The organism is Dankookia rubra, assembly GCF_004355005.1.
Taxonomy (GTDB): Bacteria; Pseudomonadota; Alphaproteobacteria; order Acetobacterales; family Acetobacteraceae; genus Paracraurococcus; species Paracraurococcus ruber_A.
The window spans coordinates 1-21,864 of record NZ_SMSJ01000061.1; the positions used below are offsets into that span (position 1 = coordinate 1).

General features: G+C 66.4%; 22 protein-coding genes and 1 pseudogene. 12 read left to right on the forward strand and 11 right to left on the reverse strand.

What is annotated here, in order from left to right; genetic code table 11:
* Positions 1-169 precede the first annotated feature (169 nt).
* Positions 170-403: a PRC-barrel domain-containing protein gene (locus E2C06_RS26585; RefSeq protein WP_241671487.1), complete on the forward strand. Its 234-nt coding sequence runs from the start codon at positions 170-172 to the stop codon at positions 401-403.
* A 368-nt stretch (positions 404-771) separates the two neighbouring features.
* Here the strand turns inward: E2C06_RS26585 and E2C06_RS26590 are convergent, their stop codons facing one another.
* Together E2C06_RS26590 and E2C06_RS26595 are read right to left on the reverse strand one after the other, a co-directional pair.
* Positions 772-1,767 (reverse strand): IS110 family RNA-guided transposase, encoded by a 996-nt coding sequence (locus tag E2C06_RS26590; RefSeq protein ID WP_165982683.1) that lies wholly within the window; start codon positions 1,765-1,767, stop codon positions 772-774.
* 246 nt (positions 1,768-2,013) lie between these two features.
* Positions 2,014-3,324 carry an alpha/beta hydrolase gene (locus E2C06_RS26595; protein ID WP_133291616.1) on the reverse strand — a complete coding sequence of 437 codons (1,311 nt, stop codon included), beginning with the start codon at positions 3,322-3,324 and terminating at the stop codon, positions 2,014-2,016.
* Between the two features lie 389 nt (positions 3,325-3,713).
* Here E2C06_RS26595 and E2C06_RS26600 point away from each other — a divergent pair, with 389 nt between their 5' ends.
* Positions 3,714-4,850 carry a PQQ-dependent sugar dehydrogenase gene (locus tag E2C06_RS26600; RefSeq protein WP_133291617.1) on the forward strand — a complete coding sequence of 379 codons (1,137 nt, stop codon included), beginning with the start codon at positions 3,714-3,716 and terminating at the stop codon, positions 4,848-4,850.
* Positions 4,851-4,993: 143 nt separating this feature from the next.
* Here the strand turns inward: E2C06_RS26600 and E2C06_RS26605 are convergent, their stop codons facing one another.
* Entirely contained in the window at positions 4,994-5,884 is an 891-nt protein-coding gene (locus tag E2C06_RS26605; RefSeq protein WP_241671485.1) for an alpha/beta fold hydrolase, read from the reverse strand.
* 307 nt (positions 5,885-6,191) lie between these two features.
* Here E2C06_RS26605 and E2C06_RS26610 point away from each other — a divergent pair, with 307 nt between their 5' ends.
* From E2C06_RS26610 to E2C06_RS26625, 4 genes are all read left to right on the forward strand, one after another.
* Positions 6,192-7,037, forward strand: a complete 846-nt coding sequence (locus tag E2C06_RS26610; protein ID WP_133291618.1) for an alpha/beta fold hydrolase — start codon at positions 6,192-6,194, stop codon at positions 7,035-7,037.
* A gap of 222 nt (positions 7,038-7,259) precedes the next feature.
* A complete protein-coding gene (locus tag E2C06_RS26615; RefSeq protein WP_133291619.1) occupies positions 7,260-8,363 on the forward strand; it encodes a DUF3182 family protein in 1,104 nt (367 codons plus the stop codon).
* Positions 8,356-9,165: an alpha/beta hydrolase family protein gene (locus E2C06_RS26620; protein ID WP_133291620.1), complete on the forward strand. Its 810-nt coding sequence runs from the start codon at positions 8,356-8,358 to the stop codon at positions 9,163-9,165. The genes E2C06_RS26615 and E2C06_RS26620 overlap by 8 nt, the downstream gene beginning before the upstream one ends.
* 71 nt (positions 9,166-9,236) lie before the next feature.
* Positions 9,237-9,578 (forward strand): hypothetical protein, encoded by a 342-nt coding sequence (locus E2C06_RS26625; RefSeq protein ID WP_133291621.1) that lies wholly within the window; start codon positions 9,237-9,239, stop codon positions 9,576-9,578.
* A gap of 196 nt (positions 9,579-9,774) precedes the next feature.
* Here E2C06_RS26625 and E2C06_RS26630 read toward each other — a convergent pair whose 3' ends face one another.
* Positions 9,775-10,005: a hypothetical protein gene (locus tag E2C06_RS26630; protein ID WP_133291622.1), complete on the reverse strand. Its 231-nt coding sequence runs from the start codon at positions 10,003-10,005 to the stop codon at positions 9,775-9,777.
* 398 nt (positions 10,006-10,403) lie between these two features.
* Here E2C06_RS26630 and E2C06_RS39785 point away from each other — a divergent pair.
* Positions 10,404-11,591: pseudogene (locus tag E2C06_RS39785) on the forward strand (pyridoxal phosphate-dependent aminotransferase).
* A gap of 314 nt (positions 11,592-11,905) precedes the next feature.
* Here E2C06_RS39785 and E2C06_RS26640 read toward each other — a convergent pair.
* Positions 11,906-13,111, reverse strand: a complete 1,206-nt coding sequence (locus E2C06_RS26640; RefSeq protein WP_133291623.1) for a DUF2382 domain-containing protein — start codon at positions 13,109-13,111, stop codon at positions 11,906-11,908.
* 376 nt (positions 13,112-13,487) lie between these two features.
* On the opposite strand from E2C06_RS26640, the gene E2C06_RS26645 reads away from it, so the two are divergent.
* Positions 13,488-14,495 carry a YihY/virulence factor BrkB family protein gene (locus E2C06_RS26645; RefSeq protein ID WP_241671486.1) on the forward strand — a complete coding sequence of 336 codons (1,008 nt, stop codon included), beginning with the start codon at positions 13,488-13,490 and terminating at the stop codon, positions 14,493-14,495.
* 113 nt (positions 14,496-14,608) lie between these two features.
* On the opposite strand, the gene E2C06_RS26650 is transcribed toward E2C06_RS26645, so the two are convergent.
* The 3 genes from E2C06_RS26650 to E2C06_RS26660 form a co-directional block, all read right to left on the reverse strand.
* The gene (locus tag E2C06_RS26650) at positions 14,609-15,403 is read right to left on the reverse strand and encodes a DUF6675 family protein (protein WP_133291625.1); all 795 of its coding nucleotides are present in this window, start codon (positions 15,401-15,403) and stop codon (positions 14,609-14,611) included.
* 65 nt (positions 15,404-15,468) lie between these two features.
* Positions 15,469-15,693 carry a hypothetical protein gene (locus E2C06_RS26655; RefSeq protein WP_133291626.1) on the reverse strand — a complete coding sequence of 75 codons (225 nt, stop codon included), beginning with the start codon at positions 15,691-15,693 and terminating at the stop codon, positions 15,469-15,471.
* A gap of 422 nt (positions 15,694-16,115) precedes the next feature.
* Positions 16,116-16,928: an Ntn hydrolase family protein gene (locus E2C06_RS26660; protein WP_133291627.1), complete on the reverse strand. Its 813-nt coding sequence runs from the start codon at positions 16,926-16,928 to the stop codon at positions 16,116-16,118.
* Positions 16,929-17,212: 284 nt separating this feature from the next.
* Here E2C06_RS26660 and E2C06_RS26665 point away from each other — a divergent pair, with 284 nt between their 5' ends.
* On the forward strand, positions 17,213-17,425 hold the full coding sequence (locus E2C06_RS26665; protein WP_133291628.1) for a dodecin: 213 nt from the start codon (positions 17,213-17,215) through the stop codon (positions 17,423-17,425).
* A gap of 201 nt (positions 17,426-17,626) precedes the next feature.
* Here the strand turns inward: E2C06_RS26665 and E2C06_RS26670 are convergent, their stop codons facing one another.
* Positions 17,627-18,358, reverse strand: coding sequence for an ImuA family protein (locus tag E2C06_RS26670; RefSeq protein WP_133291629.1), 732 nt, complete (start codon positions 18,356-18,358; stop codon positions 17,627-17,629).
* Positions 18,359-18,435: 77 nt separating this feature from the next.
* Complete coding sequence (locus E2C06_RS26675; protein WP_133291630.1) at positions 18,436-18,897, reverse strand: hypothetical protein; 462 nt, start codon at positions 18,895-18,897, stop codon at positions 18,436-18,438.
* A gap of 300 nt (positions 18,898-19,197) precedes the next feature.
* On the opposite strand from E2C06_RS26675, the gene ku reads away from it, so the two are divergent.
* The 3 genes from ku (at position 19,198) to E2C06_RS26690 (ending at position 21,143) form a co-directional block, all read left to right on the forward strand.
* Complete coding sequence (gene ku / locus E2C06_RS26680) at positions 19,198-20,118, forward strand: non-homologous end joining protein Ku (protein ID WP_133291631.1); 921 nt, start codon at positions 19,198-19,200, stop codon at positions 20,116-20,118.
* A complete protein-coding gene (locus E2C06_RS26685; RefSeq protein ID WP_133291632.1) occupies positions 20,081-20,794 on the forward strand; it encodes an SOS response-associated peptidase family protein in 714 nt (237 codons plus the stop codon). Before ku ends, E2C06_RS26685 begins: the two co-directional genes overlap by 38 nt.
* A gap of 73 nt (positions 20,795-20,867) precedes the next feature.
* Entirely contained in the window at positions 20,868-21,143 is a 276-nt protein-coding gene (locus E2C06_RS26690; RefSeq protein ID WP_133291633.1) for a hypothetical protein, read from the forward strand.
* Here E2C06_RS26690 and E2C06_RS26695 read toward each other — a convergent pair.
* Complete coding sequence (locus E2C06_RS26695; RefSeq protein ID WP_133291634.1) at positions 21,140-21,862, reverse strand: DUF72 domain-containing protein; 723 nt, start codon at positions 21,860-21,862, stop codon at positions 21,140-21,142. The genes E2C06_RS26690 and E2C06_RS26695 overlap by 4 nt on opposite strands.
* Positions 21,863-21,864 lie beyond the last annotated feature (2 nt).

Sequence of the window (21,864 nt, forward strand, 5' to 3'; positions counted from 1 at the left end):
CCCCATCCGAAACCAACCGCAACCCAGTAGCGGTCACCAAGCTCAAGCGGTGGCTACCGGCTGCCCCAATTTTACTCCGCCGGGCGCTCCAATATTCCTCCGCCGTTGACAAACGCCCAGCACGGGCGGCGGCAATGGCGGCGTCGCGGTCAACGAGACGGACCGGCTGATCGCTTCCGACAAGGTCGAAGGCACCGCGGTTTATGACCGGAATGGCAGTCGCCTCGGGTCGGTCTACAACGTGATGATCGACAAGTACTCCGGGCAGGTTGCGTATGCAGCGATGAGCTTTGGTGGCTTCCTTGGCATTGGTGAACGCTATCACCCGCTGCCCTGGCGGATGCTCACCTATGACACAGGCCTGGGCGGCTATGTGGTAGACGTAAGCCGAGAGAAGTTATAGAGCCGGCTTGGGTGCACTTGGATGAGTTTGCCGGTTTTACAGGTATTATCCCCGTGCGACCCGGCGCCGGCCTCAAGATGGCCCAAGCCGGCTCTATAGAAGGCGCGCCAAGTTACACGCGGGACGAAACTCCCTGGAGCAGGCCGGATTACGGCCGGGACGTCTACTCGCATTACGGCATGCCCTACGGTGGCGGCATCTGAGCGGCAGGTTACGACAACTGGTGAACCGGTGGCATGATGCCGGGCTATTCCGGCTGCTGCTGGGCGGACAGACCGGACCTGCCCTGGCCGAGTTGGGGTAGGGACGACCGTCTGTCTCGCCAGCATCGCCGCAGCCTGTACCGCAGGCGCCTCAAAGGAATAGGTCTAAGGGTAGGGACACCACCCACTCACGTATTCGCTGAGAGCTACCTGTCCCATAGGCGAGAAGTTGGCCAGCGGCCGACCCGACGCCTGCCTCTTAACCCCGCGGTATCCTGCGCTTGAGCTACAGAAGGAGCGCCTCACCGCGGAACCTTGAGCCCGCACCAGCAGCCGGCGCATCATGGGGTTGCCCTGCTTGGAGATCCGGCCCAGCCGCTCCTTGTCGCCGCTCGAGTGCGGCTTCGGCGTCAGGCCAAGCGAGGCCGCGAAGTGCCGCGCCGAGGCGAAGCCGTGCGGATGACATACCAGCGCGGCCAGGGCGGTCGCGCCAATCGCCCCGATGCCGGGAATGCTCGTCAGCCGCCGGGCCGTTTCATCCTCCCGCGCGTGACGGACCATGCGGCCGTCGAGCCGCGCGATGCGCTGCTCCAGGGCTTCCAGCTGTCCCACCAACTCGTCCAGCGCCTCGCGCGCAAGGACAGGCAGCCGGGTATCATCGTCGTCGCGCACCACCGCGATCAGCTCGGAGAGCTTGCGTCCCTGCGCCGCAACGATGCCGTATTCGGCGAGATGGGAGCGCAATGCATTGATGGTCTGGGTGCGCTGGCGCACCAGCATGTCGCGGACCTTGAGCTCCACCAGGCTCGCCTGCTGTGCCTCAGTCTTGGCCGGCACAAAGCGCATGGTCGGGCGCGTCACCGCCTCACAGATCGCCTCAGCGTCCGCCGCGTCGGTCTTGCCGCGCTTGACGTAGGGCTTCACGTAAGCGGGCGGCATGAGCCGCACCGTATGGCCAAGGCGGGTGAGCTCGCGGGCCCAGTAATAGGCACCGCCGCAAGCCTCTATGCCGACCAGCGCGGGCGGCAATGCCGCAAAAAACTCCAGCAGCTCCGGCCGGCGCAGCTTGCGCCGCAGCACGATCCCACCCGCCGCATCGATGCCATGCACCTGGAAGACGCTCTTCGCCAGGTCGAGGCCGATCGTGGTAGCCCTCTCCATGGATGCCTCCTCTCCCTCGTGGTCAGGTTCAGCACCAATCACGCTGTGGCACTCCGATGCCGCGGAGCAGGGGGCATCCACCCCATCAAGTGAGGAGAGGGGGTGCCCCATTCGGCGCAAGCTGCAGGAGTCCAGGCATGTCCAACCGCGTTCTGCTGCTTGGACCCGCGCCGCCAGCGACGCCCGCCAGGCCTTAACCGGCAACCCTCGCGCCCACCGCCGCCGACTGGGCCGACCTCGACGCCGCTATCCGCCGGGCGGAGCTGCGGCAAAGGTCATCAGTAGGCGCGGTGGCTCGCCCTTGACGACGTGCAGGAAGCGCCCGTCCACCAGCACCGCGTTGCAGCCGTCCTCGGTCGTGCAGAGCCGGTTGCCCTCCACCCACCAGCGCTGCACCACCCCGACGGGCCGCTCCGGATGCGCCGGATGGAACTCGCTCCGCTTACCGTCCGCACCCCAGAGGATGAGCGAAGTGACCCTGGTGCCCCAATGCGGCCAAACGACGCCAGCCAGCCGGCGTCCGGCGAAAGCGGCCTTGATCTCCTCGCCCTCAAGCCGCCGTCCTCTTGGCTTGAGGACCGGCTCGCTGGCCACCAGCGCCCGCCGTACCTCCTCGCCCGGCGTGCCCACGCCGCAAGCGTACGCCGCCTCAAGGCTGCGCACCCCGGTGATGTGGTGGGTCGCCCCGCCCCCGAACTCCGGGCGGTCGGAGCCCGCCACCTCGGCGTCGAATACGCGCAAGCCTCTGAGCCGGGCGGCCGCCTCCCAGGCGTCCCAGGCGGCATGCGGTACGCTCCGGTCGCGATCATCGCCGATGACGAACACCGTGGCGTCCGACCTGATGCTCTGGACGGTGCGCATCGGGTCGGCGAGCTCGCTGCGGTGCATGGCGAAATAGTCCGACGTGATCCCATCCTGCCGCTGGTAGTACAGGGCCAGGTCGAGCGGCGCCGAGGCGATCACCGCGCAGCGGATGTCGTTCCGTCGCGCCAATAGGTTGGCCACGAGTTGCCCGCCCGACGAGAAGCCGGACAGTGCGAAGTCCCGGAAGCCGTGACGCCGCTTCAGCTCGTCCAGCGCTGCATCGACCAGCAGAACTGCATCCTGCGTGTGCCGGTCCTTGGCGTGGTTGCCGGAGGAACCGTGCATGCCGATGCGGCCCATCAGGAAAACAGGCAAATCATGCATGGCCCCAGCCAGCGCCTCCGCCGCGATGCGGCGCGACCCGGGGGTGTGCTCGTAGAAATCGCTGACCTGGTCAACATGGGCCCGGCCGCCCGCGAAGCGGTAGCTCACGCCGGGTGGGTCACCTGGGAAGTGCACGAGCGCGGTGCGCGCCTGCCGCCGCTCGGTCTCGCCCGCGGCGTAGCGCAGGCACTCGTGGCGGCTGCCAATAGTGACCCAGAGCCCGTCCGGCAAGGCGCGGCATCCGGCTTCGGTCGCGGTGGCGCCGCTGATCAGTCCCTCGCGGGTAAAGGTATCGGCAGAGAAGCCGGGCGGTGGCTGCCGCGCGCCGCTCTCGGGACGTCCGGCGCAGCCCGCGAGGGCGAGCGCCAACGTCAATGACAGCAGCAATGCTGGCGCCGCCTTCGCGGAAGTTGGCCAGGGGCGGCAGGGCACGGGCACGACGCACCTATGCGGAGAGGAAGAATACGATATGGCGACGGGATACCGCCGTGTAGAGGCAGGCGGATCTTCGCCTTGTTATCGCCAGCGCTCGACCGTCCTCAAGACTTACAGGTCCGGCGCATGCAGGCTTTGGCGGGAAGCCAGCGATGCCGTTCGCGGGCGTTGCCGTTCGCCGGCACCCTCTCCCGATCATTTGGGGCAGGAAGCAGCAGGAAATGCCTAAGCACTTCCGCTTGCCTTCATGCGGCGAGGTGCATCTCGCCGCACCAGAGGCGGTTCAGGTTGTGACAGTGACTTGACGGTCAGCGTGGTGGCGCATGCTTAAGCGGCTCGTCTTGGCGATGGTCGGCACCGCTCTCCTTGTCTCGCCACTCGGGGCGTGGAGCGTCGACGGCTCCCCGGTTCGGTCCGACCGGGCGGTTTTCCACATCACTACCTTCACAACCGGCCTCGAACATCCCTGGGGGGCGGCCTTCCTGCCAGATGGTCGCCTGCTCGTCACCGAGCGGCCCGGACGCATGCGCGTCGTGGACCAGGACGGGCGCGTCTCCGCCCCGCTCGACGGCGTGCCGCGGGCGGAGAGGGGCGGCTGGGAAGGCGGCCTGCTCGATGTTACGGTGGCGCCCGACTTTGCGACCACGCGCGAGGTCTATTTCTGCCACACCGCGCGCGTGCAAACCGGCGCACTCACCCGACTGGCCCGAGCTCGCCTTTCGCCTGACGCGAAGGCCTTGGAGGGCGCGACGCCGATCCTGGATGTAGCGCCTGCGCAAGAGGAGCATCGCAGCCATTTCGGCTGCCGCATCGCCTTCGGCGCGCGAGATGGCAAGGTCTACTTCTCGACCGGCGACGGCCTGACCGACCCGCGACGCGCACAGCGGCTCGATGATCTCGCGGGCAAGGTACTGCGGCTGGAGCGGGACGGAAGCCCGGCTGCAGACAACCCTTTTCTCAACCAGCCAGGCGCCCGGCCCGAGATCTGGTCCTACGGCCATCGCAACCCGCAGGGCCTCGCCTTCCATCCCTGGACCGGTAGCCTGTGGGAGGCGGAGTTGGGGCCTCGTGGCGGCGACGAGGTCAATGTCATCCGCGCCGGCGGCAACTACGGCTGGCCGCTGGTGACACACGGCCTGGATCTCGACGGCTCAGTCATCTCCGACCTGCGCTCGGCGCCGGGCATGGAGGATCCACTCAAGGTCTGGACGCCTGTCATCAGCCCATCTGGCACTGCCTTCTACGACGGTGATGCCTTTCCAGGCTGGCGCGGCAGCTTGTTTCTAGCGGCGCTGACCATGCCGGGCCTGGTTCGGCTCTCCATCGACGGCGACCAGGTGACAGACGAGGAGCGGCTGCTTACGAACGAAGTGCGCATGCGTCATGTCGTCCAAGGCTTGGACGGACGGCTCTACATCCTGACCGATGAGACAGAGGGGCGCATCCTGCGGTTGGAATAGGATTTGGCCGAACACTATAGCAGCGCTGACCATGTTGGAGACCAAGCGCTTACTCGCTACCTGCTGCCCCGGGTACCAAGGACCCGCGTGGCGGCCAGATTCCGCCGAAAGGCGAGAGCAAATCGCCAACATGCCGGAGCCACCTACCTGTCTGGCGTCGCCGAATGCGCGCGCAGGAATGCAAGGACGGCCTGGATGAACTCCGGCCTCCCCGGTGCTGAGCCATGCGAGGCGGCCTCGATTGTGACCAGGTCGAGCTGTGGCATCACTGCCTGCAGCTCCTGGAACCGGCTCAGGTAGGGATCGGCGGTGCCTACCACACCAAGCGTCGGTACTGTAATGGTCGCCATCTTCGCCAGGGTGACCACCTGGGCGGGGTTGGAGCGCCGTATCGCGGCGAGAGCGCGCGGATCCTGACCTGCCAGCTGCGTGGCAGAGAGCTCACGGATCCGCTCCTCAGTGGGCGGCGGCTCGCCGTGCGGCCAAAGCCGGAGAATTTGGGAGCGAAGCAGGCCCTGCTCCATCTCGGCCGCTTCGCGCTCTACCCGCTGCTGGTCTTCCAGCGACCAGCTGAACCGGCCGGGGGCACCACCGAGCGTTGCGGTCAGGAAGCGCTCTGGATGGGTGGCGACCAACTGCGCCACGATATGCGCGCCCATCGAGTAGCCGACGATATGCGCCCGCGCGATGTCGAGGTGGTTGAGCAGGCGCAGGATGTCGAGGCCCATCTCGGGCCCGTACTGGGCGGGGTCATGCGGCTTGCCACTGCTTCCATGGCCACGCGCATCCAGGGCAATCACGCGGTACCGCGCGGCGAGCGCCTGGAGTACGCCGGTCTGGGCCCACTGGGCGTCGACGTTCGACGTGTAGCCATGTACCAGGACAACCGGCTCGCCCCAGCCCTCCTCAATGTAGCGGATGCGAACGCCAACTGAGTCGAAGAACCGCTCCTCCGCCGCACCAGCGGCAGGACTGAGGCAGTAAGCGCCAAGCGCGACCAGGGACCGTCTGGTAATGAGCCTCGTCTGCAGCACCCTGACATGCTCCGCTCTTCATCGGCGTCGCCGCCCAGCCAAGCTCCAGAGCGATTAAAGCTCGGACGGGCAACGGCACAGCGGACGCCAGGCCAATCAAGCAGCGGCATCGGATCGATTCAAGGCTGAGCGAGAATACATGCTGGGCCGGCGAGACGGAACTGGGCCGTGCCCGCGCTGATTTGTGGTCCACCCTACGCCGGTCTACCCGAAGCAATTCGGGACGGGTACGCCATGCAGCTGCACCTTCGTGCGCCGACGGCGTTTCCGGTACGCAAGCGACCTGACCAAGAGCCGAGAGAAGCCGATGCAGCTCCTCCACGTCAACGGCTACGACATGGCCTACGTCGAGCAGGGGTCGGGAGCTCCGCTTGTGCTGCTCCACGGGGCGATGTGCGACCTGCGATACTGGGCGACCCAAATGGAGGCATTCGGCCGACGGTACCGCACGATCGCGCCCAGCCTCCGGCACTTCTGGCCCGAGCGATGGGACGGCATTGGCGACGACTTCACGATCCAGCAGCACACGGAGGATGTGGCCGCCTTCGCGGCGGCACTCGGCACTGGACCGGTGCACCTAATCGGACACTCGCGCGGCGGACACGTGGCGTTCCGCGTCGCCCAGCACTTCCCGGACCGGGTCCGGGCCCTGATCCTGGCCGAACCCGGGGGCGAACTTGACGCCACACTGGCGCCCGAACCACCGCACCCCGGCATGCCGGCCGGCATCGACATCTTTGGCCAAGCAGCCGAGCGCATTCGGTGCGGCGATATCGACGGCGGCGTCGCGCTGTTCGTGGATGCGGTGAGCGGCCCCGGTGCATGGGAGGCTCTTGCCGAACGATCGCGGGAGACGATGCGGGAAAACGCCTACACGCTGCTCGGGCAGGTGAGGGAGCAACGACCTCCCTTCAGCCGCAGCGACGCCGAGGCGATCCGGGCGCCAACGCTGCTGGTCGGCGCTGAGCGGTCACCGCCGACCTACGCGCGGATCCTCGGCGCGCTGGGGCGGACATTGTGGCAAGCCCAGCGCGTGACCATCCTCGGCACCTCGCATGCGATGAACCACGGCAACCCGGAGGCATTCAACAGAGCCGTGCTGGATTTTTTAGACGCTCAGCCGCCCGGATCACTGACTAGGAGCTTGCCGTAGGTACTCTCTCGTGCTGGTGCGAACTTTGGACCACGGCTGGCGTCAAACAGACGACCATGGACGACGGACCGTACCGACAGGCCGCGTCAGGCGGGTCGATGAGAGTGTGCCGGCCATGTGGCGAGGCGACGTATCTAACGAGGTTCGCTTTCTCCGGCTTGGGCGGCTGACGCCGCCCGGCATCGCGGGACCGATGTACCGCGTGAAGGGGAGGGCTGGCGGATGCCGCGCGGAGCCGTAGCCGTATACTCCGTCCCCGGTCACGGCTTCGCGCACAGCCACGAGCGGGTTACCCGGGACGGTGTCGCCAGGAGGCTTGCGGCGCTCAAGAACTTCGACTTTATTGGAGAGTACGACCCGACACAGTCCCGATCGGGCCCGGTTTACCTCGTCCCGAGCGACACTCTGGTCGGGCTTGCGGCGGCAGCGGCCCTTGGAGTCCGCGACGAGCACGACCTCTTCGGCGGCACCGTGCCGCACCCCTTCGTTGCAACAAAAGCAATCAGCCACCCCCTTGTCGCTCCGGGCGCGACCGCGCCGGCTCACTGGTCGCCGGAGTTCGGGGCTCGGGTACAAGGCGCCGTTCTCGCCGGCGTCACCGCTTTCAGCGACACCGACGCCCGTTCCGCGGGCGAGCGCCTGCTGGAGCACGGGTCAGTGCGCATCAAATCGGTTCGGGCGACCGGAGGGCGGGGACAGATCGTGGTCTCGGACACGGCCGCGCTGGAAGCAGTGCTCGACACGGTGGACGCCGCGACCCTGTTTGCGGACGGGATCGTCCTTGAAGAGAACTTGACGAACGTGACGACTTTTAGCGTTGGCCAAGTGCGCGTTGCCGACTTGATAGCATCCTATTACGGCACCCAACGCCTCACGCCGGACAACAGCGGTACGGCCGTGTACGGGGGGTCCGACCTGGTTGTCGCGCGGGGTGACTTCGAGGCCTTGGCCGCACTTAATCCTCCCGCGGATGCGCAGCTCGCGGTGGCGCAGGCGCGGGTGTACGACCAAGCCGCCATGGACTGCTTCGCTGGTATGTTCGCCTCTCGTCGCAACTACGACATCGCCCAAGGGCTCGACGCGACGGGGCGGCTGCGCTGCGGCGTGCTGGAGCAATCATGGCGCATTGGCGGCGCGAGCGGCGCAGAGGTCGCGGCACTAGAAGCGTTTTGCGCCGATCGTGGGTTGCGCGCGGTGCGCGCCAGCACGGTGGAGATCTACGGTGAGGCGGAGCCCCCGCCGCATGCGACGGTGTACTTCCAGGGTGCAGACGAGCGGGATGGACCGATGACGAAGTACGCATTGTGTGAGCCGCACCATGTCTAGTCTCGATAGCCCGATCGAGATCCCGGTCGAGGACGGCCGCAGCATCCCCGGAACGCTTGTCGCCCCTGCGACAGCAATGCCAGGCGTGCTGTTCGTGCAGGGTTGGGGCAGCGGCCAGGAGCAGTATCTCGCCCGGGCACGCGAGATCGCGGCTCTCGGCTGCGTATGCCTGACCTTCGAGCCGCGTGGGGTTGCTCGCGGCGATCCGGAGCACGAGACGGTGACGCGCGAGGAGAACCTAAAAGACATTCTCGCCGCCTACGATCTTCTCGCCGGCCAGTCTGCAGTGGACACAAAGGCAATCGGCGTCGTGGGCAGCAGCTACGGCGGCTACCTCGCCGCGGTACTGAGTTCACTGCGGCCTGTTCGATGGCTGGCGCTCCGGGTACCCGCGCTTTACAAAGACGAGGACTGGGCATTGCCAAAGCGGGCGCTCGACAAGGACGAACTGGCCGCCTATCGACGGCGCCCCGTTGACGCTTCGGAGAACCGGGCGCTGGCCGCCTGCGCAGCATTCCGGGGTGATGTGTTGGTGGTAGAGTCCGAGCACGACGACGTGGTGCCGCACCCAGTGATCGCCAACTACCTGGCGGCATTCGAGCGGGCACACTCCTTGACCTACCGGGTGATCACGGGTGCCGATCACGGTCTCTCCGAAGTGCCGTGGCAACAGGCCTATACGTCGCTGCTCGTCACCTGGGCGACAGAGATGGTGCTGGGCGCGAGAGAGGGCGGCAAGGCTCCCGCGGCGCACACGCAGCTGAAGCCCTCGCCGAACCGAGGACCGCCGCGTCCGGCTTGATGGCGCTGGTACCCCGCTCCCTCCTGTGCCGGTGGTCGGAGCGCCCATCCGTTCAGAAAGTAGCAGAGGACGTGCGTCATACAGCCAAGATGGCCAATAGAACGTCTAGCAACGACAACGACTTTGTCGATGCGACTTTGCGGCTGACTTTATCGGAGCGGCGCGTCCTGCCTTATGACGAGCGCCTGACGGTTGCCTGCTTTGACTATGGTATCCGTCTGGCACAAGCTGGGGCGAACCTGCCGGACTGGTTGGCCACCGCACCGCGTTGGGCCCGCGCTGCGGTAACGATCGGGCGCTCAAGTGCTTTGCGCGTGATCCAGGAGGACCGTTTGCTTGGCGCACGCACCGCCATGGAAGCCACCGGTCCGATGCTGGAACCGGAGCCATTTTGGCGACGATGGGTTGGTTGACCAAGCTGGAGCAACCCTGAAGTTCGTCCGTAAGCCTGGCCGCATCTCGGGGCTGGGACAGACATACCCCCATGAGCGCCAATGATCCGACTGATGTAACTCTACCCAGGTGACGAAACGGTGCAGTCGGCGAGGTTCCACGCGGGACACCGCAGGCAATCGGAGGAAAGAACTGGTTACGATCCGGCAGCGCTCTTTACGACCTGACAGCGCTCTGGCGGCGTAGCTCCTCCTCCTGCCTCACGTGCTCGCGCATGATAGCCAGAGTGCGGTCCAGAACTGCGAGCAGCCGCTGAACTGGCTCTGTGGCTTGGGGAGGGTTTTGCGCTTCCATGGCCTCGAGCAGGGCGACCAATTGTGTGCAGCGCTCCTCGCCTTCGGCGACATAGCTTTGGGCCATTTCCAAAGGTGTTTCTGGCTGTTCCATCAACCTGTCCCACTCCTCGCAGGCCCGAACCACGGCATCACAGCCGGCAAAGTAGCGGTGCAGCTTAATTATGATATAGTAACTTATCGGCGCGTGCGAGTACGTCCAGCTGGATTGGTTGCGAATGTGCGAACGGGTCGTCGGGCGTGGGCGCCGAACAACAACACGCAAAGGGACAAGCGGCTCTACTTCCATTGGCAGCACCGCTCGAATGGCACCCATCCCGCATGCAGCCCAGTGCCGCTATGCCGGACGCGCTCCGGTAGGGTTGGCTGCTCGGTCGCCGGCCATGGTCCCATACGGCTGCTACACCGAAAACACTCTCGGGTTTCCGCAAAAAAAGCTATACGGCTTAGCATAAAGCAACTTGGGATTGTCCGGTGCGCTACTCAGGCTTGGTGGACCGCATTGCGGGCGAAGGTTGCGCCGCCTGGGATCTTCACCGTGCTGCGCGCGCTGCCCAAGCCGCCGGCCGTGATATCCTCCTGCTCACCGTGGGCGACCCCGACCTGCCTGCGCCCGTACTTGCCCGCGACGCGGCAGTCCATGCGCTTCACACCGGGAACGCCCGCTATGCGGAGACGGCCGGCCACCCGGCGCTTCGGCAGGCCATCGCCGCGCTCCATCGGTGTCGCACCGGCTTGCAAGATACCCAGCCAGAGAATGTTGTCGTGCTCGCGGGGGCGCAGAACGCCCTGTTCACCGCCTCGCTCTGTCTTCTCGGGCCGGGCGACGAGGTGCTGGTGCCCGAACCGACCTACGCCACTTACCCAGCCACGTTCGGGGTAACGGGTGCGACTGTCGTCAGCACTGGGCCGGCTCCGAGGGCCTCCAGCCTCCGCGTGGATCCGGAAGCGCTGGCGCGCGCCGTCACGCCGCGCACGCGCGCGATCGCCTTCGCCAATCCAGGCAACCCTGGCGGTGCGGTGCTGACGCGCGCGGAGCTCGAAGCCATCGCCGACATCGCGCGCCAGCACGATCTCTGGGTCGTGGCGGACGAGGTCTACGCCGACCTGGTCTATGAGGGCGAGCACCTCTCGATCGCTGCCCTGCCCGGCATGGCCGGGCGGACGATCACGATAGGAAGCCTGTCGAAATCGCACGCAATGGCCGGCTGGCGCGTCGGCTGGGCGGTGGGACCGGCGGGCTTCACCGAGCATGCGGAGCGCCTGGCATAATGCATGCTGCTGGGACTGCCGGGGTTCGTGCAGGCGGGTGCGGTGGCCGCCCTTGAGGACTGCGGCGGGTTTGCCCGCGGCTTGCGTGAGACCTACCGTTGCCGGCGCGACCTCGTGGTCGGTCTGCTGGACGGCACCCCCGGACTTGTATGTCACGCGCCACAAGGCGGCATGTTCGTGCTGCTCGACGCCCGTACCAGCGGGTTGGTCGCTGCCGATCTCGCCTGGCGGCTGTTGGAGGAGGAAGGGGTGGCGGTGCTCGACGCTGCTGCCTTCGGTCCGAGCGCTCAGGGGTTCCTGCGGCTGTCCCTCGGTGCCGGCGAGAATGTGCTTGCCGATGCCTGCATGCGCATCTGGGCCTTCGCGGGGCGACATCTGCAGGGCAGGGTGCGGCAGTTGGTGGCCTGATCGCCTCCGCCTGGAAAGCGAAGCCCAAGGACGGGCGTGCGCCGCATCACAGAGCAGGACCGTGCGGCTTTAGCCATTGCGCGCGAGGCCCGGCGAGCGATACGGCAGAGCCTGAACATACGCGCCTGATCTTCGTGCCTGAAAACTGGGCCAGTACGCACATGACCCGCAGCCTTGGTCGCGGCCCGCGTGGAGCAAGGGCGCCTAGGCCGCCAGGCGTGATCCCTAACGCGGACTCTTTATGGTAAGGCAGACACCAGAACGGCCCATGGAATGGGCGCGCTGGTGTCTGCCTCAGATCTACCCGATGCGGTCTAGCGTTCCACAGTCACCTGGCGGAGCTGATGGCCGCTCCGGGTCTTGCCGGGCTGCTGGATGTCCACTTCGTCGTGGCGGACGGTGTCACGCACGGTCTCGACGTACTGGGTGTGCTCCGTCCGGACCACGATCTCCTCGCGCAGGCGGGCCCGCTTGTTGATAACGGGGACCTCGGCTGTTTCCACCACTTCGACCGTCACCTCGGTCAAGATCTCGCCGGTAGCCTTGTCTTCCACCGGCTTGCGGCGTTCCACGACCACCCGCTCGCTCTGCAGGGTCACCTGCTTCTCGACGGGCGTCTCGACGACATAGCGGTGGACGCGCACGGTGCCGCGGTTCTCCGTCCGCTTGGTGACCTCGAGCACCTCCTCGCCGAGCGGGATTACCTCCTCCATGCCGGATACCCCGCGGGTGGCACCAGAGCCGCCGGTCTGCTGCAGGCCCTGCACGGCGCCCATCCAGGGCCACAGGAACATCTCAGCGAAGGTCGGTGCCGAAGCCGGGGCCGGCGGGCGCTGGTTGGCGCTGCCCGTCACAAGGCGGGTGGCCTGACGCGCTACCTCGGCAGTAGCATCCACCGGCTTGCGTGCGGCGGCGGCAATCTGCTGGGCAGCCTCGCGCGGCAGAGCTTCAACCATCTTCTGGCCCCGCTCGGCTGCTGCGGCCTGCTCGACCCGCAGCTCGGCCTGTCGGGCCAGGAACTCGGCTTCCTCGCGCTCCTGCCGGGCCTTGGCGCGGCGCTCCTCCGCCTCGTCCTGCTTGGCCTGCTCGGCCTCGGCGAGGCCGGCTTCCATCTTCTCGGCGACGCCCTGGACCTGCTCCTCGCTCAGCGCCCGCTGCACCGCAGGCAGCAGCTCCCGCTTGTCGTCCCGGGCATGCTGCCGGAAGGTCTTCTGCAGCTCCTTGAGCTGCTCCGGGAAGGCCGGATCGTTCTTCGGCAAAGCATCGAGCTCGGCCAGCTTCGCGCGCAGCTCACGGTTGTCCCGGACTGCGTCGGCGACCAGCTCCTTGGTCTCGGCATTCCGCCTGAGGACCGGGAAGAGGTGCTGCTCTTCGAGGCTGGTGTGCAGCTCGAGCTCACCCTTGAGCTCGGCGAAGAGCTTCTCCCGCGTCTTCACCGCGCCATCCGAGGTCTCGGCAAGCTTGGCGAACAGCTCGTTGGCCTTGGTCGGGCCGACCTGCATGAGGGTCCGGAGGTTCATGGCAATTTCCTTGTCCTGCCGCGGTTAGAGAGGCTGCGGCGGTATGTCTTCAATGTCATTCCGAACGGGACAAGCAGCCCGTCATTCGGTTCACACGCTGTATGACATCAGCGCACGTCTTATGTTGCGCCGCAGCATGACAGCGCTTGGTCAGGGTTAAGGTTGCACTGCAACATAATTGTCTCGGTCAGCCAAACATCTGGCGCGCTTGCGCTGGAGTGTGCCGGGTACCGGTGCTCCCGATCGAGCTTCGTCCTCCGGAAAGCGAAGTTAGCTGGACCTGCTAACCTGCAACTCAAGCGCTGGCCGTTCGTTCTGCTGTCGGGTCCGGATCGGTCGTTGCACCGACGCAGGGACGGTTGCGATGCTGCACAGGGTGTGGACGCTGCTGCGGGACACGGTTGAAGGCTTCGTCAATGACGGCGCCATGAGCCGCGGCGCCGCCATTGCCTACTACACCATCTTCTCCATCGCGCCGCTGCTGGTCATCGCCACCGCCATTGCCGGCCTTGCTTTCGGGCGTGAGGCGGTCGAGGGCGCCATCGCCGACCAGCTCCGAATCCTTCTTGGCGATCGCGGGGCAGAGGCCGTCCAAGCAATGATCCAGGGTGCCGGCAACCTCACGGCAGGCACCCTCGCCAGCATCATCGGTCTGGTCACCCTGTTGCTGACCGCCAGCGGCGTCTTCGCCGAGTTGCAAACCGCCTTGAACGAGATCTGGAAGGCACCGACGCCGTCCGGTGGGGCCGTGGTCAGCCGCTTGGTCCGGGCAAGGATCGCCAGCCTCGGGCTGGTCGCGGCCACAGGTTTCCTGCTGCTCGTGTCCCTGCTGGCCAGCACCGCGCTGACGGCGCTCGTCACCTGGGTCCGCGGGATGCTGCCCGGCATCACGGTGCTCCTCGGTATTGCGAGTTTCCTGACATCCTTCCTGATGATCACGCTGCTCTTCGCCGCGATCTACAAGATCCTGCCGGACAGAACTCTGACCTGGCACAATGTGACGGTTGGCGGGGTGGTCACCGCCTTGCTCTTCACCATCGGCAAGACATTGATTGGCTGGTACATTGGCGGCAGTACCATCGCCACCAGTTACGGCGCGGCAGGCGCACTGCTGGTGGTGCTGCTCTGGGTCTATTACTCCGCTCAAATCTTCCTGCTCGGGGCCGAGTTCACCAAGGCCTGGTCGGGCCTGCAGGGCAGCCCGGAGGCGCTCGCGGCCGGCGCGCGGCCGTCCGAAGCGACGCCCCGACCGGGGCGACTGCCTCGGCGCCGGAGGTCGGCAAAGCCGGAAGCTGGGTCTTCGGCGACAACGGCACGCTCGCCGTTACTACATCTCGCCGCGCTCGGGACCGTGGTGACTGCGGCGCTGCGCCGCAGGCGGTAATGCGGCACCAGCACCCCCGTAACCTCGTCGCGGCTCGCATTCGCCGCCAAGGCCATGGGTTCGTCTTGACGGCTTGGCTGCTGTGACGCTTCAGCTAGCAGCTGGGCGGGCGCTCAGCGGCGCGCGGCCGGTGGTTCTTGGTCGGTCGGAATGCCGGCGATGTGGCGGTAGAATGCTAAGGCCCGATTCACCGACGATGCCTCGTGCCCGGAGGTCTGCGCGCCGGCCCGAAGGCCCCAAAGTGCGTAGTAGCCCCACACACCGGGCGACAAACGCTCGAGATAGGAGGTGCAACGCAGGTCCCCGGGTGCAAACAGGGGCACCAGGAGGAAGCGGACCGAGGTGACATTCTCGACCGCGATCGTCACCCGGTCCGGCTCGTTTGCCAGCACCCGCATGTGGTAGACCACCTCGCCGGATGAACGGCTGTCCTCCTGCGCGAAGTAGAGGTCTGCGCCGCGGGCCATCTCGGCGGGTTCGAAGTCGGCGCGGCGCCGTCGTGTCCCCGGCCCATAAAGGGCGGCGGCGCCGGTGACCAGGGTGCGCCAGCCGCGGTCGCCGACTGACCAGTAGCGAATGCCGCGCAAGCTGGAGATCCGGCCGAATGCCGCCAGGAGGTCAGCGGCCCCGCCCTCGTGGCGAAAGCTGCCGGCGAGCGCGACGAGCAGGGTGGGATGTGTGGAGGACCAGCCGGTGCAGGCGGATGCAGTCCATTCCGGGGCCTGCCAAGTACGTATTGCTGGAGCCGCGCCAGGCGGGGCGTAGAAGGGCTGCGGCGTGCCCCCACACGGCGGCTGCGGACCGTTGGCGGTCTGGGCGAGCGCACCAAGTGGCCGTGACAGAAAGAGAGCCATGGCAACCCGCCGCGCAACTGCCTCGTCCATGCCGAGCGCATCCTTGTCCCGCACCTAAAGGTTCATTCCGCTCCCTTGGCGTGAGATGACGGCGCCATATGATTGAAACCACAGCATGATCACTCGCCTGGCCGCTTTTTCAGGTGATGGAGCATCGCACGGCCGACGGCCCAGGCTTCTTCAGCGGATCGGTAAGACAGGCTTGAGCAGCGACAGGCCTCTGCCCAGCCATCTTTGTAGATTGCCCACATCCACGGTGTGGGCGGCCGGGCAATGCGCTGTGCCCTGACAGAGAACTGCGGCGCTCCACCCCCAAGAGGCGGCTCCATGTCGAGCTTGTTCATGAGGCTATCCGAGTGCGACGCAGTTCGTGCCTTTCGCAGACAGAGCCATCGCTGACGGGGTTTGCAAAGTGGTAGCTGCCAAAGTTGCCGCACCAGCGATAGGGGGCCGGACCGAGCGGGGTCGGCCCTGATACGACGCGACACGACTGACAAGATGTGCAAGTTGGCCCGAGTGCCATGATCGCCTCCAAAGCGGGACGCAGCGATCAGCCGGGCCGGCAAACCTCTTGCGCTCTACAGGGTCGTACGCAAAGCGAACGCAGTCGCAACCCTGACAGTTTTACCGCCAGCGCCAAAAGATGCCGACCTGCCATGCCAAACTGGCCGTTGGAGTACCGCTACACGGAAAGCCGCTGGGCTGTCTTGTACCGCTGTATACCTGCTGCGGCACTTGGCCGAACCTGTGCTTTTAGGGCGCGGCGTCAGCCTTCCTGGCGGGTCCCGGCTGGGTAGAAGCTCTTCCGCTGCACCCAGCGGAAGCCCTCGTGCTTGGTGATGGCCGCGATCTCGACAGCACCGCCAACCGACTTCGGCAGGAAAACGGCAAAGCGGACAAACCCGATAGTGGTCTCGACCAGAAAACGAGCGAGGTCGATAGCGTCCTGGATCGGCATCGCAGGAACGGAGAGCGTGATGTAGAGATCGCGGACCAGCTCCTCCTGGAGCTTGCTGGCTTCCGGCGCTGGTACGCCGTGCTTGACCAGCGCCCCACCAACGTCAAAGCCGAGGCCTAGGGCGAGACGGTTGAGCGCTTCGTATTGCCCATCCCACATTACTCCGAAGCTGGTCTCCTCCATGATGCAGCGCGGTGGTGGGCAATGCTGCCCGGTCATGTTCACCTCCCAAACCTCGGCAAGTGGCCGGCCGGCGGAGTAGCCGCAAAGGCGGAGCTGAAGGTTGGTTGGCTCCGGACAGAGCGCGGCTTTCTCCTCAAAAAGGAATGCGCGCGACCGTTCGGCGACCTGTTTCATTGTGTAGCTCGCCGGATCTAAGCGCCATTCGGCGTGCTCCGGCTCATGACCGTCGAAGCGTCGGCGCAGATCCTTCAGAAGGGTTTCGACAGACTCGCTCCCAATGCCGCCTGCGCCCGTTGACATCGCTCCGATAGACAAGCCATCGCAGAGATTCGTGATCTTGTTCGCATGAGCATAGATCTGGCCGCTGCTCATGGTGCCCGCGCTATCGGCCGCCATGACGATGCAGTCGTTGATTTTGACGGAGACGATGATGGTCACCGTGATCGTCCTTTCAATGCGCTGTGAAAAGAGAGCGCCCACCTCACCGATTGCGTGACGTCGATCGTCTATGAAGTCGGGTCTGCCCAATCGGCTTCAGAAATCTAAGGTGGTGATCGGCTACTTGCCTAATCTCGCTCTGGATCTCGTCCTCCGTGGCGCCTAGCCACCGCTGCCGCTCGGAAAATGCTTTCAGAGTGTTGGCTTGTGCCGCCATTCTCCCAACACGCTCGGCTTGGTGTTCCCTGTCCGGGCGAGCGATCCAATTTCCAAGGAGACGACCCATGCAAGACGACCACGTCTATCGCAAAACCGATCTCGTTGGCAGCTCCAAGGAATCGGTGACCAAAGCAATCGAGACCGCCATCGCACGCGCGGCCAAGACCCTGCGCCACATCGAATGGTTTGAGGTCGGCGAAATCCGCGGCCGCGTGCAGGACGGCAAGGTCACGCAGTACCAGGTCAGCCTCAAGGTGGGATTCCGCGTCGAGGGGTAAGGCCCCTATGACGAGGCTGCCAGCAGCGCTGCATTGCTCCAAATCATGTACGGCCAACGTCGATGGTGCATGACTGCTGTTCGGACAAAAATGGACGTCAAGGGGTTCAAGCGGCTGCTGGTGTAGGTTGAAGGTCGAGCGCGGCCTGGCTTTTGGCGCTCGCTGCTAGTCTGCACCTCAGCCGCTGCCGCAGCATGGGCATTACAGGAAAGCTCTGACGGGCTGCACAGCCGTAGGCTGGACGTCCTGCGGCAGCAGGGCCTGCTCATCCTCGTCCCAGACCAGCGTCCACTCGCCTTGTCGTCCACCAACGGCTTTCACCAGCTCAAGCCGCCAAGCCGCTTGGCCGAGATCATAGTCCCGCACACCCGTCCCGGGCGCACTGGCGATGCGCCACCGCGTTCGCGCCGCCGAGGGTTGGGCCAGCGCCTCGGGCCGCACCAGCACGAGGCCGATCCCGCCGCCCGCCTCGGCGGCCAGCTGCAGGCGGCGCGAGGCCGGCAGATCGAGCGGCTTCGGGTAGACCAGACAGGCAGCCCCTACGGCAGGACATCGTAATGCCTCTTCCGCGGCCCAGAGGCTGTCGACGCCACTTGCTGCCACCACCACCAGGGTCTCCGGCCGCATACCGAAGCGGAGCGCGCCGGCCGGCCAGATCGACGGCTCCGGCTCGATCCAGAAGGTCGTCTGGGGGGCTGGGCCGGCACAGGCACGGGCTGCCAGCATTGAAGCGAAGCCGAAAGTGGACCCGCTATCGCCCTCGGCAGCAGCGACCTCATGTGACGAACCGCGGGGCAGGCCCTGGCCGCCCGGCAGCGCAGCGTCAACCGGCTTGGCCACCGGTACCGCGTCGGCCGCCGTTCGCCCGCCGCCCTGGATGCGGGCGAGACGGGCACGCAGGGCGGCAAGGGTGGCGGCGCGGTCGGTTGCCATGGGATGCCTCTACCCGATGTTCGCTATATGTTCCAAGCGCCTTCAACGCGACACCCAACGATGCGATCACCAGCGTCCTACATCTTGGCGGCGGCGACCGGTCCCGCGTCGGCCATGGTGGGGTCACTGGAGGCGATTAGCCGGGCGATGCGGCCGTCCGGGCGGCGCTCCACGGCCAGGATACGCGTGGCATGCCCAGCGCCGCCCGGGGCGCCAGCCAGGGCCCGGCCATCCAGCAGAAGCACCTCTTGCGCTCCCTCTGCCAGCTCGCCGTATGTCATCGGTGTGGCTTGGCTCGGTAGTGCCAGCACCACCATGACCGCCTCGCGGTTCTGCATCTCGAGTTCGAGGATTGCGCCCAGCGCTTCGCGGCCGGCATCGTCGTGGGGCAGGGGGAAGGCTAGGACGCTGACGACGCCAGATGCATCAGCCGCATAGGCCCGCGGTGCCAGACTCGCGCGGCCCCTAGCCCAGCGCTGCAGATGCGCCTGGACACGGTCGAGAAGTGCCAGGAATGTGAGGTTCGGAATGCGGATCATGCCGGCGTGCCTGGGTCGCTTCGGCAACGCTCCAGACCCACAGGCGGCTGCGTGGGTGAGGCGCTTGTTTTCCGCCCGCATCCGTCTCCTGTCCACATATCCACAGTTCTTTGAGCGCAATGGCTTGGCATGTGTCACGGGTTCGCAGTAGCCGGGCATTCCTGCACCGAATCCAACGCAATAGCCGCCGTTCCAACCTCGGCAGATGAGCCGGCCATCAGCCGCTAAGCCGCAGAAGTCACAGAGAAACTCCGCGATCCCGCCCTTTGTTCTGAAATCGTACATCAGGAGCGTCGCGGCATGGCGAGCAGGCCCGTCTGGGAAGGGCATCTACGGCTGTCGTTGGTCGCCTGCCCGGTGCGGCTGTTCAAGGCTACCGGCGAAGGCGACGCCGTGCACTTCCACCTCCTGCACCGGCAGACGCTGAACCGGGTGAAGCAGCAGTACCGCGACCCCGAGGATGGCGTGGTCGAGCGCCGCGACATGGTCAAGGGATATGAGATTGAGCGCGACCGCTACGTGGTGGTCGAGGACGAAGAGCTGAAGCGGCTCAAGGTCGAGAGCACCAAGGTCATCGACATCGAGCGCTTCGTTGATCGCGGTGAGATCGACCGGCTGTACTGGGAGGACCCCTACTACCTCGTCCCGAGCGGCAAACCGGCGCAAGAGCCGTTCGCGGTGATCCGCGAGGCGATGACCGGCGAGGACAAGGTCGCACTTGGGCGGCTGGTGATGTCGCAGCGCGAGCGGGTCGTGGCCATCGAGACCAGGGGTCGCGGCATGCTGCTGACCCGGCTGCGCAGCCACGACGAGGTGCAGGACGACGACGAGTTCTTCGACGCCATCCCGGACGTGACGATCAGCCCGAAGATGGTCGAGATAGCCAAGCAGATCATCGCCCAACAGCATGGGAGCTTCGACCCCGCTGAGTTCCGCGACCGCTACGAGGAGGCGGTGCGGGCGCTGATCGAGGCCAAGGCGGACGGCGCCAAGCTAGTCATCCGGCCGCAACAGCCGGAAGAGAGCAACGTCGTCGACCTGATGGAGGCGCTCCGCCGGTCGCTGAAGGCGCCGAAGACGCAGGCCCGGGAGGGCGAGGCGACAAAGCGCGGGGCGGCCGACGACAAGCCCGCGGCAAAGCAGACCGCCAAGGCACCACCCACACCGCGAAGGGGAGGCAAGGATGCCAGCCGCACCGCCCGCCGACGCGTCGCCGGCTGACGCGGAGCAGAGCGGTATCCTCGAGCTCGGGGAGCGGGCTCCGGGCGGGCTGACCCTTGTCGTGCTGCGCAACCCGGAAACCGGTGACCGCGTGCTGGCGACGATGCGCTGGGGGTTGCAGGGGACGGAGGACGACAGCAAGCCGGTGCTGTACGTCCGGGCAGAGACGATCGCCAGCCGCGGCCCCATCCGCGAGGCACTGCGGCGGCGCTGCATCGTGCCGATGGACAGCTACGTCCAGCAGGCCAGCCCCGAGGGCGCCGCCGGGTGCTATCATATCTCGCTCGCGGATGGCGCGCAGATGGCGGTCGCGGCCATCTGGCAAGACACCGGAGAGGGGCCGCATTTTGCCATCGTGACCTGCCGGGCGAATGAGGCGGTGGCCGTCATTCATGACCGCATGCCGGTGATCCTGCCGCCCCAGGCCTGGCCGACCTGGCTCACCGCCGGTCTGGTCAGCCCGCTCGAGGTTTGGGACCTGCTGAAACCCTGCCCCAGCACCATCCTACGGATCCGGCGCATTCCAGGAACGACGCGACGAAGAGCGGCACCCACCGAGGTTGGCCAGCAACTCGAACTCATCGCTCCCGGAGCATCGCTTGTGCACCCGGGCCGACAGCCTCGCCGCAAGCGCCCGGAGCGACCTGCCAGGAGTGCGCGCCGTGCCCTGGGGTGATGGCCCGGGCCGCCTCCCACCGCTACGGGCAGTGGACGGGCCCACGCTCCTGCGGCTCGTGGTGCAAACACGGGTGCACGAGATCACGGCGGCGGATGAGGCCGGCGAGGGTGAGGTGCAGGAGGCCTGGCACGACTTTGCCGATTTCATGCGCGACCTGGGCGACAGTGCGGCGGATCTCACCGAGGCAGACCGGATGCCGCTCGCGGGGCAGCTCGACCTGCTGATTGCGGAGCTTCGGCGCCATGGCTTTCGTGTGGTCGCGGGCGCCGCTGGTACGATCCTCTATGTGGCGGTGTTGCCGCGTGGGTACCGGCGGGATGTGAGGGCACTCTTCGCCGCCTCCTAGTCTGCCCGGAGCAGGATGTCAGCGAGTGCCATCGCATCGTGCGTGGCTGCGCCCTCGGCGGTGTTGTCGAAGATACACCATGCCCTACCAGCGTCGCCGGCCAGCCGTCGCGCGAGCGTGTCCAGGACCTCGCGCGGATAGGCCGAGTAGTACATGCGGGGCGAGCCGTGCAGACGGTAGTAACGCAACCCCGGCCAGCCGCCAGGTTCGCCTGCGCGGGGTACGACGGCTGGGTCGGCAGCGACGCGCGCGATGCGGAACTCCGCCAGCATCTGGTCGACTTCGTCGGTGAACCAGCTTCGGTGTCGCGGCTCGCAGACGATGTCCCCGTCGAAGCGGGCGCGGAGATCGAGAAAGAAGCCGGCGAGATCCGCCTTGAACGCCAGGCTAGGCGGCAGCTGGACCAGGATGGGGCCGAGCTTCTCGCCGAGAGCTCCTGCCTCGCCGAGAAAGCGGGTGAGGGGCTCCGCCACCTGCGCCAGCCTTCGGGTATGGGTGATTTCCTTCGGCATCTTCACCGCAAACCGGAAGTCAGCGGGCACGGTCGCTGCCCATCGTTCGTAGGTGCCGGGGCGATGCGGGCGATAGAAGGAGCTGTTGATCTCAACCGCCGAGAAGCGTTGGCTGTAGCGCTCGAGATGGCTGCCCTCGCTCGGGAAGGCTGCGACATGCTGGGCCGGTACGTTCCACCCAGCTGTGCCGATCATCGTCTTGCCCATAC